The sequence below is a fragment of the Enterobacter sp. RHBSTW-00975 genome (assembly GCF_013615235.1).
In the GTDB taxonomy this organism is placed as follows: Bacteria; Pseudomonadota; Gammaproteobacteria; order Enterobacterales; family Enterobacteriaceae; genus Enterobacter; species Enterobacter ludwigii.
In genome coordinates, this window is record NZ_CP055883.1 from 1,431,600 (window position 1) to 1,445,699 (window position 14,100).

The window sequence follows — 14,100 nt, forward strand, 5'->3', positions numbered from 1 at the left end:
AGTTTATCCTCGTAAGGTCGCGGTTAACCCTTTCTGGCAGGCGTACTGCTGTGCGAAGTCCAGAAGCGCAGGATCATCCAGCGGTTTATCAGGGGCAGAGTAGGGTTGGCCGAGCAGGGTATATTTGTTCATGCCCAGCGTGTGGTACGGCAGAAAATGGATCTCGCGGACGTTGAGTTCGTCTGCGGCAAAGTTAGTGATGGCGGTAATCGACGCTTCATCGGCGTTGAAGCCCTGAATCAGCGGTACGCGGAGGGTGACCTGTTTCCCGGCGGCGGCCAGGCGTTTCAGGTTATCAAGGATCCGTTTGGCGGAACCGTCGGTCCACTGTTTGAACGTCCTGCCATCAACGTGTTTCAGGTCCGCCAGGAACAGATCGACATACGGTAATGAGGGTGCAATATAATGCCATGGCACGTGGAGACAGGTTTCCACGGCGGTATGTATGCCTTGCTCATGGCTGGCTTTAAACAGGGCATGAGCCAGATCGGGATTCATAAACGGTTCACCGCCGGACAGGGTTATCCCGCCGCCGCTGCGGTCATAGAACGGTTTGTCGCGCAGTACGGTGGACATAATCTCTTCAACCTGCTTTTCTTCACCACAGACGGTGAGCGCCTGCGTCGGGCAGCAGTCGGTGAGGGCGTCGAGAGTCTCTTCGTTAAGCTTTTCACGGTGGATAACCAGCCCATTCAGCGCACGATCGATAATGCCCGGCGCCGCTTTCTGGCACAGGTCGCAGCCTTCCAGGCACAGCCGTGCGTCAAAGAGCACATCCCGGTGGCGGGAGCGGCTTTCCGGATTCTGGCACCAGCGACAGCCCAGCGAGCAGCCTTTCAGGAACACCACGGTACGAATACCGGGGCCATCGTGGGTAGAGTAACGCTGAATATTGAAGATCATGTTTTCGCCTCTTATCTTGCATATGAAGATTAAATTACTTTCGAATGAAAGTTATCTTGATGCAGGTCAACTCCTGAGCAGGTTTTGTCGTGATAGGGTAAGTGCAGGCTAAATTTGAGGGTTACATCATGGAACTTTATCTCGATACTTCCGACGTCGCGGCAGTGAAACGGCTGGCGCGTATCTTCCCGCTGGCGGGCGTGACCACGAACCCCAGTATCGTGGCGGCAGGGAAAACGCCACTCGAGGCGCTGCTACCGGCGCTGCAGGATGCGCTCGGTGGGAAAGGTCGCCTGTTCGCGCAGGTCATGGCGACTACCGCTGAAGGGATGGTGGAAGAGGCGCGTAAACTGCGCACCATTATCAACGACCTGGTGGTTAAAGTGCCGGTAACGGCGGAAGGTCTGGCGGCGATCAAAATGCTGAAAGCGGAAGGGATCCCGACGCTGGGTACGGCGGTGTACGGTGCAGCACAAGGGATGCTGTCCGCGCTGGCGGGCGCTGAGTATGTTGCCCCTTACGTTAACCGCGTGGACGCGCAGGGCGGGGACGGGATCCAGACGGTGGTTGAACTGCAGCAGCTTCTGACGCTGCATGCCCCGCAGTCAAAAGTGCTGGCCGCGAGCTTCAAAACGCCGCGTCAGGCACTGGACTGCCTGCTGGCAGGTTGTGAATCCATCACCCTGCCGCTGGATGTTGCTCAGCAGTTTATTACTTCGCCTGCGGTGGATGCGGCAATAGTGAAGTTTGAGCAGGACTGGCAAGGGGCGTTTGGCAGAACGACGCTCTGATACGGTTGCCGGGTTATGCTAACGCTTACCCGGCAACCATTTAGCGTCCGCAGACCTCGCAGCCGGGGTTGCGCATCAGTTTCATCTCGCGGAACTGGCAGGTCATCGCGTCATACATCACGATTTTCCCCGCGGCAGGCGCCCCGTAATGCGCCAGCACTTTGATCGCTTCCATAGCCTGCAACGAACCTATAACGCCGACTAACGGAGCCATGACGCCCGCCTCCACGCAGGTGAGGGCGTTCTCGCCAAACAGACGGCTCAGGCAGCGATAGCAGGGTTCGCCTCCGGCGTAGGTAAAGACGCTGATTTGGCCTTCCATGCGAATGGCGGCACCGGAGACCAGCGGCGTTTTGTGGGCAAAACATCCTGCATTCAGCTGATTGCGAATGGTGACGTTATCGGTGCAGTCCAGCACCAGATCGTGTTGTGCTATCTGTGCCGACAGCGCCTCATCATCCAGCAGGGCGTCAATCAGGGTGAACTTCACGTTAGGATTGATGCGCGCCAGCGCCGCACGGGCCGATTCCACTTTTGGCTGGCCGAGGGTCGTGTCGCTGTGCAGCGTCTGGCGCTGAAGGTTCGACACCGACACGGTATCAAAATCCAGCAGCGTCATATTGCCCACCCCCGCCGCGGCCAGGTACTGGGCCGCAGCGCAGCCCAGCCCCCCCAGCCCCACGACCAGCACCCGTGCTGCCTTAAGCGCTTCCTGACCGTCGAAATCAAAACCGCGCAGAACAATCTGGCGGTTATAGCGCATCATCTCCTGGTCGCTGAGTTCAGCCGTCATGTTAGCCTCCGAAGAGGTGGTTAAAGCTTTCCACCTCAACCCATTCACCCGGCTCCACGCTGCCGCGTTCACGCTCGAGAACGATAAAACAGTTGCCCTGGCTGAACGAGCTGAAGATGTGTGAGCCCTGGTGTCCGGTGGTGCTAACTTCCAGCTCGCCTTCAGCGTTGCGCGTCAGAATACCGCGCTGGAAATCAAGACGGCCCGGTGATTTCTTCAGGCGCGTCGCCGCACGTACGCGCTGGCGAACCGGCAGCGGGTGGGCCTGGTTACCAGACAGTTTTGCCAGCAGCGGAATGACCAGCTGGTAGAAGGTCAGGGCGGCGGAAACCGGGTTACCCGGCAGGCCGCAGAACCAGCTGTGTTTCAGCTGACCAAACGCGAACGGTTTGCCCGGCTTGATGGCCAGTTTCCAGAAGCCGATCTCCCCCAGCTCTTCAAGAATGGTTTTGGTGTAATCCGCTTCACCTACGGAAACGCCGCCGGAGCTAATTACCACGTCCGCAGACTGGTCCGCTTCAATAAACGCGGCGCGCAGTTTCTCCGGATCATCCGGAATGATGCCAAGGTTAATGACCTCACACCCCAGCTGTTCAAGCATCAGGTGTACCGCGAGGCGGTTAGTGTCGTAAATCTGGCCGTCCTGCAGTGGCTGGCCCGGAAGCTGGAGTTCATCGCCGGTGGAAAAGACCGCCACGCGTACCTTGCGGATAACGTCAATTTCTGCGATGCCGAGCGAGGCCAGCACCGGCAGTTCGCCCACCGTCAGTTTCTGCCCGGCGGCAAATACCGTTGCGCCACGCGTGATGTCTTCACCGGTACGACGGATATTCTGTCCCGCTTTAACACTCGCGGTGAAGCGGACGCCCGCTTCCGTTTGTTCGGTCTCTTCCTGCATCACCACCGCTTCGCAGCCTGGCGGTACGGGGGCACCGGTCATGATGCGTATGCAGGTACCCGCAGGCCACTCACCGTTAAACGGCTGACCGGCAAATGCTTTACCCGCCACAGGCAGCGCCGTATCCGTCCGGATATCCGCCAGGCGTACCGCGTAGCCGTCCATTGCGGAGTTATCGAACCCAGGCACGTTAAGCGGAGAGATGATATCGCGCGCGGCAATACGACCAAAACAGCGCACCAGTGGCAGCGTCTCGTGGTCGTGCAGGGGGGAAATTCGGTCAAGCATCTGCGTGAGTGCCGCCTCAAGCGGCATCAGTCCGGCGGTAAAATCCATGGTGGGCTCCTGCGGAGTAACGACGAAAGCGTCCATTATGGCAGAAAAGTGCCACTAACTGTATGACCCGATGGGTGTACGCTTTACATCACAGTTGCGTCTTTCTATATTCAAAAATCATCTGAAGTTTCAGCGACGATAATGATATTTATAGAAAAAGCCGCAAATCAGGCTAACGGGTGATGGGAATGGTTAATGCGGTAATCGCAATTCATGGTGGCGCCGGGGCAATCACCCGTGCCCTGCTCAGTCCCGAGCAGGAAAAACGTTATATTGATGCGCTGTATGCCATTGTGGAAACGGGCCAGCGGATGCTGGAGGCGGGCGAGAGCGCGCTGGATGTGGTTACCGAGGCGGTACGTCTGCTGGAAGAGTGCCCGTTGTTTAACGCGGGCATTGGTTCGGTCTTTACCCGCGATGAAACGCACGAGCTGGATGCCTGCGTCATGGACGGTGTCACCCTTAAAGCGGGCGCCGTCGCGGGGGTGAGTCATCTGCGTAATCCGGTGCTGGCCGCGCGTCTGGTGATGGAGGCGAGCCCGCATGTTCTTCTGACCGGGGCCGGGGCGGAGACGTTTGCCGCGGAACATGGCATGACGCCAGTTTCTCCCGATCTGTTTTCAACGCCGGAGCGTTATCAACAGCTGCTTGAGGCGCGCTCGGCAAACGTGACGCAGCTTGACCATACCGCGCCGCTCGATGAGCGCAGCAAAATGGGCACGGTAGGGGCGGTGGCTCTTGATAAAGCCGGGAATCTGGCTGCGGCCACGTCGACCGGCGGAATGACCAACAAACTGCCGGGCCGGGTCGGTGACAGTCCATTGCCGGGGGCAGGGTGCTATGCCAATAACGCCACGGCGGCAGTGTCGTGCACCGGAACCGGTGAAGTGTTTATTCGCGCCCTCGCGGCGTATGACATCACCGCGCTGATGGATTACGGCGGGTTAAGCCTGGCCGAAGCCTGTGAGCGCGTGGTGATGGAGAAACTGCCCGCGCTGGGGGGTATCGGTGGGTTAATTGCGGTGGATCGTGAGGGCAACGTGGCATTGCCGTTTAACAGCGAAGGTATGTACCGCGCGTGGGGTTATGCCGGTGATGAACCCAGTACGGGGATCTATCGTGAATAAGGGGGCAAAGCGTGCCGCACAGTGAAGAGCTGGACAACCGTGAAGTGCTGGCTGTCCATCAACTGAATATTGCGTTTCAGGAAGAGCGGCAGTTCATCCCCGCAGTACAGAATTTATCGTTCTCGCTCAACCGCGGCGAAACGCTGGCGATTGTGGGCGAGTCCGGTTCAGGGAAATCGGTCACCGCACTGGCGCTGATGCGTCTGCTGGAACAGACCGGCGGACAGGTCAGCTGCGAAAAAATGCTGCTGCGCCGGCGTAACCACCAGGTCATTGATTTAAATGAGCTGAGCGCCTCGCAGATGCAGAGCGTGCGCGGGGCCGATATTGCGATGATCTTCCAGGAGCCGATGACCTCGCTGAACCCGGTCTTTCCGGTCGGGGAACAGATTGCCGAGTCCATCCGCCTGCATCAGGGGTTGAGTGGTGATGAGGCGCTTCGTGAAGCGAAACGCATGCTTGACCTGGTACGCATACCGGAAGCGCAGGCCATTCTGGGGCGCTACCCGCATCAGCTTTCTGGCGGTATGCGTCAGCGCGTCATGATTGCGATGGCGCTCTCCTGCCGTCCTGCGGTGCTGATTGCCGACGAACCCACGACGGCACTGGATGTGACTATTCAGGCGCAAATTCTGCAGCTTATCAAAGTGCTGCAGCAGGAGATGGAGATGGGGGTGATTTTCATCACCCACGATATGGGCGTGGTCGCCGATATTGCCGATCGCGTGCTGGTCATGCACAAGGGCAACGCCGTGGAAACCGGCACGGTTGAGCAGATTTTCCATGCGCCGGTTCATCCTTACACCAAAGCGCTGCTGGCGGCGGTTCCGCGGTTGGGGGCGATGAACGGCAGCGATTTACCGCGCCGGTTCCCGTTGATTTCTCTCGAAGCGGCAGGCCAGCAGGAAGATGAAATCGAGCAGGATACCGTGGTACCCGGAAAGCCGATTCTGGAAGTGCGCGATCTGGTGACCCGTTTTCCCCTGCGCAGCGGAATGTTTAACCGCGTGAAGCGCGAGGTGCATGCGGTTGAAAACGTCAGTTTTGATTTATGGCCAGGCGAAACGCTGGCGCTGGTGGGAGAGTCAGGCTGCGGAAAATCCACCACCGGGCGGGCGCTGCTCAGGCTGGTGGAGTCCCAGGAGGGCAGCATAACCTTTAACGGGGAACGCATTGATACCCTTCCGGACAGCAAACTGCAGGCGGTGAGGCGAGATATCCAGTTTATTTTCCAGGATCCGTATGCCTCCCTCGACCCGCGCCACACGGTGGGGTATTCGCTTATGGAGCCGCTGCGGGTGCATAACCTGCTCGACGGTGAAGCCGCGCAGCGTCGGGTGGCCTGGCTGCTTGAGCGCGTGGGACTGAAGCCGGAACATGCCTGGCGTTATCCGCACGAGTTTTCGGGCGGTCAGCGGCAGCGTATTTGCATTGCCCGCGCGCTGGCACTTAACCCGAAAGTGGTGATTGCAGATGAATCCGTCTCGGCGCTGGATGTCTCTATCCGGGCGCAAATCATTAATTTACTGCTCGACCTGCAGCGGGATATGGGGATTGCCTTCCTCTTTATCTCCCACGACATGGCGGTGGTTGAGCGTATCAGCCACCGTGTCGCGGTGATGTTTATGGGGCAAATTGTGGAGATAGGACCGCGCAGGGCGGTATTTGAAAATCCACAACACCCTTACACACGCAAGCTTATCGCCGCGGTGCCGGTTGCCGACCCTGAGCATCGCCACGGCCAGCGTGTGCTGCTGCAGGACGAAATGCCGAGCAATATTCGTAAACGGGGCGAGGCGGTGGAGCGCGTGGCGCTGCGCGAGGTTGGCCCGGGGCATTTTGTGGCCCCCCCGCGTCAGGACAATGCATTCTCGCGGTTATAACTTAAAACAGGCAGGAGAACACAATGGTTAAATTTGTAGCGCGCAGATGGTTACTCGCCGCGAGCGTGACGGCAGCCCTGGCCGCCGCGCCGGCGTTCGCTGCCAAAGATGTGGTGGTCGCCGTCGGTTCCAATTTCACCACGCTGGATCCGTATGATGCCAACGATACGCTCTCCCAGGCGGTGGCGAAATCGTTCTATCAAGGGCTGTTTGGCCTGGATAGCGAGATGAAACTTAAAAATGTGCTGGCGGAAGGGTATACCGTTTCCAGCGACGGGCTGGTGTATACCCTTAAGCTCAGAACCGGTGTGAAGTTCCAGGACGGTACAGATTTCAACGCGGAGGCGGTGAAGATAAACCTCGATCGCGCCAGCAACCCGGAAAATAGCCTCAAGCGCTACAACCTGTATAAAAACATCGCCAGCACCGAGGTGGTCGACCCGACGACGGTGAAGATCACCCTGAAAGAGCCGTTCTCGGCGTTTATCAATATTCTGGCGCATCCGGCCACGGCGATGATTTCGCCTGCCGCGCTGAAAAAATACGGCAAAGAGATCGGGTTCCATCCGGTGGGGACCGGCCCCTACGAGCTGCTCACCTGGAACCAGACCGACTTTGTGAAGGTTAAGAAGTTTGCGGGTTACTGGCAGCCGGGCCTGCCGAAGCTGGACACCATTACCTGGCGTCCGGTGGTGGACAACAACACCCGCGCGGCGATGCTGCAGACCGGCGAGGCGCAGTTCGCGTTCCCGATCCCCTATGAGCAAGCCGCCATTCTGCAGAAAAACAGCAAGCTGGAGCTGGTCGCCAGCCCGTCCATTATGCAGCGCTATATCAGCATGAACGTGACGCAAAAGCCGTTTGATAATCCAAAGGTGCGAGAGGCCATCAACTACGCCATTAACCGCCAGGCGCTGGTAAAAGTCGCCTTTGCTGGCTATGCCACGCCGGCTACCGGCGTGCTGCCTCCGGCGATCGCCTATTCGCAAAACTATCAACCGTGGCCTTACGATCCGGCCAAAGCGCGTGAGCTGTTAAAAGAGGCGGGCTTCCCGAACGGCTTTAGCACCACGCTCTGGTCGTCGCATAATCACAGTACCGCTCAGAAGGTGCTGCAATTTACCCAGCAGCAGCTGGCGCAGGTAGGTATCAAGGCACAGGTCACCGCGATGGATGCCGGTCAGCGTGCGGCTGAGGTGGAAGGGAAAGGGCAGAAAGAGAGCGGCGTACGGATGTTCTACACCGGCTGGTCGGCCTCTACCGGTGAAGCGGACTGGGCGCTGTCGCCGCTGTTCGCCTCACAGAACTGGCCGCCGACCCTGTTCAATACGGCCTTCTACAGCAACCCGAAGGTGGATAAAGACCTGGCGGATGCCCTGAAAACGACCAAACCGGAAGAGAAAGCGCGCCTGTATAAAGAGGCGCAGGATATCATCTGGAAAGAGTCACCGTGGGTACCGCTGGTGGTGGAAAAACTGGTTTCCGCGCATAACAAAGCGCTGACCGGGTTCTACATCATGCCGGATACGGGCTTTAGCTTTGATGAAGCAGATTTAAAATAATACTCATGCCCGCAGGCCACCGCCTGTGGGATGAGAGGGAAAGGCATGCTGAATTATGTTTGTAAACGCCTGTTGGGGCTTATCCCGACGCTGCTGATTGTGGCGGTGCTGGTGTTTTTGTTTGTTCATATGCTGCCGGGCGATCCGGCACGTCTGGTTGCAGGGTCAGATGCGGATGCAACGGTTATCGCGCTGGTGCGAAAACAACTGGGCCTCGACCAGCCTTTGTATATGCAGTTTCTCCACTATATTGGCAACGTTCTGCAGGGTGACTTTGGCACTTCTATGGTGTCACGTCGTCCGGTGTCGGAAGAGATTGCCAGCCGCTTTATGCCCACGTTCTGGTTAACCATTGCCAGCATGAGCTGGGCGGTGCTGTTTGGTCTTGGCGCAGGAATTGTCGCTGCCGTCTGGCGCAACCGCTGGCCGGATAAGCTCGGTATGGCTCTGGCCGTCACGGGCATTTCCTTCCCGGCATTTGCACTGGGGATGCTGCTGATGCAGATATTCTCCGTGGAGCTGGGCTGGCTGCCGACGGTCGGGGCCGACACCTGGAAACACTACATTCTGCCCTCGATGACGCTGGGCGCGGCCGTCGCGGCCGTGATGGCCCGCTTTACCCGCGCCTCGTTCGTTGACGTGCTGAGCGAAGATTATATTCGCACCGCCCGGGCGAAAGGGGTCAGCGAGAAATGGGTCATCCTCAAACACGGCTTTCGTAACGCGATGATCCCGGTGGTGACGATGATGGGGCTCCAGTTTGGTTTTCTGCTGGGTGGCTCGATTGTGGTAGAGAAGGTCTTTAACTGGCCGGGGCTGGGACGTCTTTTGGTGGATTCAGTCGAAATGCGTGATTACCCGGTTATTCAGGCCGAAGTCCTGCTTTTCTCACTGGAATTTATTCTTATCAACTTAGTGGTGGATGTGCTCTACGCCGCCATTAACCCGGCCATCAGGTATAAGTAAAATGCGATTGTTGAACTGGCGTCGTCAGGCCATGTTAAACGCTATGCCGGGGCTAAAGCCGGACCATATCCGCACGCCCTGGTCTGAATTCTGGCGGCGTTTTCGCCGTCAGCCGGTCGCCATGACGGCGGGGCTGTTTGTCCTGCTGCTGATTGTGGTGGCGGTCATTGCGCCGTGGGTAGCACCGTTTGATGCGGAAAACTATTTTGATTACGACCGTCTCAATGACGGACCGTCGATGCTGCACTGGTTCGGCGTGGACTCGCTTGGGCGCGACATCTTCAGCCGCGTGCTGGTGGGGGCGCAGATCTCTCTCGCCGCCGGGGTTTTTGCGGTACTGATTGGCGCGGCAATCGGCACCGTGCTGGGTCTGGTCGCCGGATATTACGAAGGCTGGTGGGACCGCATTATCATGCGTATCTGCGACGTGTTGTTTGCCTTCCCGGGCATTCTGCTGGCGATTGCGGTGGTGGCGATAATGGGCAGCGGTATGGCTAACGTCATTATTGCGGTTGCGGTCTTCTCAATACCGGCGTTTGCGCGTCTGGTACGAGGCAACACGCTGGTGCTCAAACAGCAAACCTTTATTGAGTCTGCGCGCAGCATGGGGGCCAGCGATGCCACTATCCTGTTCAGCCATATTCTGCCGGGGACGGTGTCGTCTATCGTGGTCTATTTTACCATGCGTATCGGCGTGTCGATTATCTCGGCGGCCAGCCTGTCGTTTCTGGGACTGGGTGCGCAACCGCCTACACCGGAGTGGGGCGCGATGCTGAATGAAGCAAGAGCGGACATGGTCATTGCACCGCACGTGGCCATCTTCCCGAGCCTGGCCATTTTCCTGACCGTGCTGGCGTTTAACCTGCTGGGCGATGGGTTACGCGACGCGCTGGATCCGAGGATTAAGGGGTAGGATGGAAACCCTCTCCCGGCGGGAGAGGGTGAAGGGAAGGGTAAACGCCATTAAACCCGGCTTCCCCACAAATCATACTCGTCGGCGTTTTCAACTTTCACACGGACAATATCGCCCGGCTTAACGCTGGTTTCGCCGTTCAGGTAGACCGCGCCGTCGATTTCAGGGGCGTCCGCCATGCTGCGGCCAATTGCGCCTTCTTCGTCCACTTCATCGATGATGACCAGAATTTCGCGGCCCACTTTTTCCTGCAGACGTTCAGCAGAGATCTGCTGTTGCAGCTGCATGAAGCGGTTCCAGCGCTCTTCTTTCACCTCTTCCGGAACCTGATCCGCCAGTTCGTTGGCGGTCGCGCCTTCGACCGGGCTGTATTTGAAGCAGCCTACGCGGTCCAGACGTGCTTCTTTCAGGAAGTCGAGCAGCATCTGGAAATCTTCTTCGGTTTCGCCCGGGAAGCCCACGATGAAGGTGGAACGCAGGGTCAGGTCCGGGCAGATTTCACGCCACTGTTTGATGCGTGCCAGCTGGCGATCGACGGAGCCAGGACGCTTCATCAGCTTCAGAATGCGCGGGCTGGCGTGTTGCAGCGGGATATCCAGATACGGAAGAATTTTCCCTTCTGCCATCAGCGGGATGACATCGTCAACGTGCGGATACGGGTAGACGTAATGCAGACGTGTCCAGATACCCAGTTTGGCAAGCTGTTCGCACAGGCCAACCATGCTGGTTTTCACCGGCTCGCCGTTGTGGAAACCAGAGCGATGCTTCACGTCGACGCCATAAGCCGAGGTATCCTGGGAAATGACCAGCAGCTCTTTAACGCCTGCGTCTGCCAGACGTTTGGCTTCTGCCAGCACTTCACCAATCGGACGGCTGACCAAATCGCCACGCATGGACGGGATAATGCAGAAGGTGCAGCGATGGTTGCAGCCTTCGGAAATTTTCAGGTACGCATAGTGACGCGGGGTCAGCTTCACGCCCTGTTCTGGCACCAGGCTCAGGAACGGATTGTGCTTAGGTTTAGGGACGTAGTGATGAACATGCTCCAGTACCTGCTCGTAGCTGTGCGGGCCGGTGATCTCCAGCACTTTCGGGTGCACTTCGCGGATCTGGTCCACTTTCGCGCCCAGACAGCCGGTCACAATCACTTTGCCGTTTTCCGTCAGGGCTTCACCGATGGCTTCCAGTGACTCCTGAACCGCGCTGTCGATAAACCCGCAGGTGTTAACGATCACCATGTCGGCGTTGTCGTAGCTTGGCACCACGTCATAGCCCTCGGTGCGCAGTTCGGTCAGGATGCGTTCAGAATCCACCAGGTTTTTTGGGCAGCCCAGGGAGACGAAGCCGATTTTAGGCTGGTGCGTAACATTGCTCATAGGTTAAAAATTCATCAATTATGGAGTTATCAGGGCGGGATTTTACAGCGTTCCGCGGGGGATTTATACACTCTTTGCGAGGCGGATGACCGACGAGAAGGTTGTAACATTGTAAATAATGTTAATCAGTTAAGAATTATTGATCTCAGGCATTAAACTGTACAAAAAATAACCTTATTCTGAATGTGCACAATGGCTGACAGAGGAGGAAAGAGCATGTCCGTTGACAGACTGAAACGCGATCTGCTTAACAAGCTGATCAATGCCCGAATCGACCTTGCCGCGTACCTGCAGTTGAGGAAGGCAAAAGGGTATATGTCAGTCAGCGAAAGCGAACATCTGCGTGATAATCTCTTTGAACTTTGCAACTTCATGCGTGAAAAAGCACCCGTCCTGAAAGCGGAATACGCCGAAAGCGAACTCGTTGCGCTGCGCCGCGCCGCCGAGGTGCTCTCCATTGCAGGGGTATGTTTGATGAACGGACGCCACGACTGCCCGAATTTTATCGCTGTTAACGCGGAGAAGCTTGAAAACTGCCTGACCACGCTCTCTCTATGCATCATGTGTCTGAACAAGCACGAGACGCTTGAACAACACTGACACCGGGGGAGGCAACTCCCCCTTCTGATTAAGCTTTTGTAAAAGTGATAACGTGCCCGGACCCAGTGGCTAACCTTTATGCCATAAACCGATAAAGGAGCGCGTTATGCATCGATCTTCGCTGATTTTCCTGCCTGCGTTATTTTTCCCGATTTCTCTCCTCGCCGCCCCTGACGCGGTAAAAGTCGACGTTGTGCAAAACCGGCTCGATCATCCCTGGTCGATGGCGTTCCTGCCGGACAATAAAGGGCTGCTGGTGACCCTTAAGGGAGGCCAGTTAAAGCACTGGCAGGCCGGAAAAGGGCTTTCCGACCCGATCGTCGGCGTACCCAAGGTCTGGGCAAACGGCCAGGGCGGGTTGCTGGACGTGGCACTCGCCCCGGATTTTGAAAAATCGCGCCGCGTCTGGCTGAGCTATGCCGAGGCGGGGAATGACGGCAAAGCGGGAACGGCGGTTGGCTATGGCCGCTTAAGCGATGATCTCTCCCGAATTGAAGGTTTCCAGGTGGTCTTCCGTCAGATGCCGAAACTGTCCACCGGTAACCATTTCGGTGGTCGACTGGTCTTCGACGGTAAAGGCCATCTGTTTATTGGTCTGGGTGAGAACAACCAGCGTCCGACGGCGCAGGATCTGGATAAACTGCAGGGCAAAGTTGTGCGCCTGACGGAGGACGGCAAAGTGCCTGCCGATAATCCGTTTGTGAACACTCCCGGCGCACGGCCCGAAATCTGGTCTTACGGCATTCGTAACCCGCAGGGGATGGCGATGAACCCCTGGAGCGACACGCTATGGCTTAACGAGCACGGCCCGCGCGGCGGGGATGAAATCAATATCCCGGAGAAAGGCAAAAACTACGGCTGGCCGCTGGCGACGCACGGTATCAACTACAGCGGCCTGAAGATCCCGGAAGCCCAGGGCGAGCACGTCGAGGGAACGGAAAAGCCGCTGTTTGTCTGGAAAGTGTCCCCCGCCGTGAGCGGGATGGCGTTTTACAACAGTGACGTATTCCCGCAGTGGAAAAACACGCTGTTTGTCGGGGCGCTGAAGGAGAAAGACGTTATCGTGCTGAGCGTGGAGGGTAACACGGTCACCGAGAAGGGGCGAATTTTAGGTGACAGAGACCAGCGCATTCGCGATGTGCGGGTGGGGCCGGATGGGTATCTGTATGTCCTGACCGATGAGACGGACGGGCAACTGTTGAAAGTCAGCCCGTCCGGATCGTAATCAGGTCACCGGAATCATCACCACGTGACGGTATGTCGGGCGCTCGCTCAGTTGCTTCAGCCAGCGCTCAAGATGCGGGCGCGGCGTCCAGGTAACGTCAATATTAGTCAGGTTCCAGATGAAGGGCGCAACGGCAATATCGCCTACGCCGAAGCGTTCGCCTGAGAACCACGGATGCTTCGCCAGTTCGTCGTCCATCATCGCAAACAGGTTTTCACAGGTGTCCTGGGCTGCATGAATGGCAGGATAGTCGCGGTCAGCTTCGGGGGTTCTGACAAGCCCCATCAGGATCACACGGTGTGCGGGGGAGAGCGTCTGGTTTGCCCAGTCCATCCACTTTTCACTCTGAGCGCGTTGGGCCGGACTGTCCACCCACAGGCGGCCCTGACCATACTGTGCCGCGAGGTAACGCACGATGGTGTTGGACTCCCACAGCGTCACATCGGTCTCTTCGTCGCGCAGCAAGGGCACCAGACCGTTTGGGTTCATGGCCAGATAGTCGGCATCTTTATTTACCCCAAACTGCAAACCTGCCATCACCTGCTTAAATGGTAAATCCAGCTCCTCCAGCGTCCAGAGGACTTTCTTAACGTTGGTTGAATTGTTCCTGCCCCACAGCGTAATCATAGAAACTCCCGAAATAGTCAAATAACCTGAGATGTGAATCAACGCCAGCGATTTGCCATGGTGAGATAAACCTAACAATTACGCAACAGAAGACAAAAAA

At 57.4% G+C, this 14,100-nt stretch carries 13 protein-coding genes; 8 read left to right on the forward strand and 5 right to left on the reverse strand.

The window, feature by feature from the left end:
- Nucleotides 1-3 precede the first annotated feature (3 nt).
- Nucleotides 4-903 (reverse strand): glycyl-radical enzyme activating protein, encoded by a 900-nt coding sequence (locus HV340_RS06885; protein WP_063925231.1) that lies wholly within the window; start codon nucleotides 901-903, stop codon nucleotides 4-6.
- Between the two features lie 128 nt (nucleotides 904-1,031).
- On the opposite strand from HV340_RS06885, the gene fsa reads away from it, so the two are divergent.
- Nucleotides 1,032-1,694: a fructose-6-phosphate aldolase gene (fsa, locus tag HV340_RS06890; RefSeq protein WP_020884894.1), complete on the forward strand. Its 663-nt coding sequence runs from the start codon at nucleotides 1,032-1,034 to the stop codon at nucleotides 1,692-1,694.
- A 40-nt stretch (nucleotides 1,695-1,734) separates the two neighbouring features.
- Here the strand turns inward: fsa and moeB are convergent, their stop codons facing one another.
- Together moeB and moeA are read right to left on the reverse strand one after the other, a co-directional pair.
- The gene (moeB, locus tag HV340_RS06895; RefSeq protein ID WP_181216386.1) at nucleotides 1,735-2,487 is read right to left on the reverse strand and encodes a molybdopterin-synthase adenylyltransferase MoeB; all 753 of its coding nucleotides are present in this window, start codon (nucleotides 2,485-2,487) and stop codon (nucleotides 1,735-1,737) included.
- A gap of 1 nt (nucleotide 2,488) precedes the next feature.
- Nucleotides 2,489-3,721, reverse strand: coding sequence for a molybdopterin molybdotransferase MoeA (gene moeA / locus HV340_RS06900; protein ID WP_181216387.1), 1,233 nt, complete (start codon nucleotides 3,719-3,721; stop codon nucleotides 2,489-2,491).
- Nucleotides 3,722-3,909: 188 nt separating this feature from the next.
- Between moeA and iaaA the strand changes: the two genes are divergently transcribed.
- Genes iaaA through gsiD form a run of 5 tightly spaced genes read left to right on the forward strand, consistent with a single transcriptional unit; the run spans nucleotide 3,910 to nucleotide 10,172 of the window.
- Nucleotides 3,910-4,848, forward strand: coding sequence for a beta-aspartyl-peptidase (gene iaaA, locus HV340_RS06905; protein ID WP_032679658.1), 939 nt, complete (start codon nucleotides 3,910-3,912; stop codon nucleotides 4,846-4,848).
- An 11-nt stretch (nucleotides 4,849-4,859) separates the two neighbouring features.
- Nucleotides 4,860-6,731: a glutathione ABC transporter ATP-binding protein GsiA gene (gene gsiA / locus HV340_RS06910; protein WP_014169283.1), complete on the forward strand. Its 1,872-nt coding sequence runs from the start codon at nucleotides 4,860-4,862 to the stop codon at nucleotides 6,729-6,731.
- A gap of 23 nt (nucleotides 6,732-6,754) precedes the next feature.
- Nucleotides 6,755-8,293, forward strand: a complete 1,539-nt coding sequence (gene gsiB / locus HV340_RS06915; protein WP_014169284.1) for a glutathione ABC transporter substrate-binding protein GsiB — start codon at nucleotides 6,755-6,757, stop codon at nucleotides 8,291-8,293.
- Between the two features lie 45 nt (nucleotides 8,294-8,338).
- Nucleotides 8,339-9,259 (forward strand): glutathione ABC transporter permease GsiC, encoded by a 921-nt coding sequence (gsiC, locus tag HV340_RS06920; RefSeq protein ID WP_020884889.1) that lies wholly within the window; start codon nucleotides 8,339-8,341, stop codon nucleotides 9,257-9,259.
- Nucleotide 9,260: 1 nt separating this feature from the next.
- Nucleotides 9,261-10,172 carry a glutathione ABC transporter permease GsiD gene (gene gsiD, locus HV340_RS06925; protein WP_020884888.1) on the forward strand — a complete coding sequence of 304 codons (912 nt, stop codon included), beginning with the start codon at nucleotides 9,261-9,263 and terminating at the stop codon, nucleotides 10,170-10,172.
- 50 nt (nucleotides 10,173-10,222) lie between these two features.
- Here the strand turns inward: gsiD and rimO are convergent, their stop codons facing one another.
- Nucleotides 10,223-11,548 (reverse strand): 30S ribosomal protein S12 methylthiotransferase RimO, encoded by a 1,326-nt coding sequence (gene rimO, locus HV340_RS06930; RefSeq protein WP_014169287.1) that lies wholly within the window; start codon nucleotides 11,546-11,548, stop codon nucleotides 10,223-10,225.
- A gap of 216 nt (nucleotides 11,549-11,764) precedes the next feature.
- Here rimO and bssR point away from each other — a divergent pair, with 216 nt between their 5' ends.
- Together bssR and HV340_RS06940 are read left to right on the forward strand one after the other, a co-directional pair.
- A complete protein-coding gene (gene bssR, locus HV340_RS06935; protein WP_020884887.1) occupies nucleotides 11,765-12,148 on the forward strand; it encodes a biofilm formation regulator BssR in 384 nt (127 codons plus the stop codon).
- A 106-nt stretch (nucleotides 12,149-12,254) separates the two neighbouring features.
- Nucleotides 12,255-13,373, forward strand: a complete 1,119-nt coding sequence (locus HV340_RS06940; protein WP_014169289.1) for a PQQ-dependent sugar dehydrogenase — start codon at nucleotides 12,255-12,257, stop codon at nucleotides 13,371-13,373.
- Here the strand turns inward: HV340_RS06940 and HV340_RS06945 are convergent, their stop codons facing one another.
- A complete protein-coding gene (locus HV340_RS06945; protein WP_063925227.1) occupies nucleotides 13,374-14,000 on the reverse strand; it encodes a glutathione S-transferase family protein in 627 nt (208 codons plus the stop codon).
- Nucleotides 14,001-14,100 lie beyond the last annotated feature (100 nt).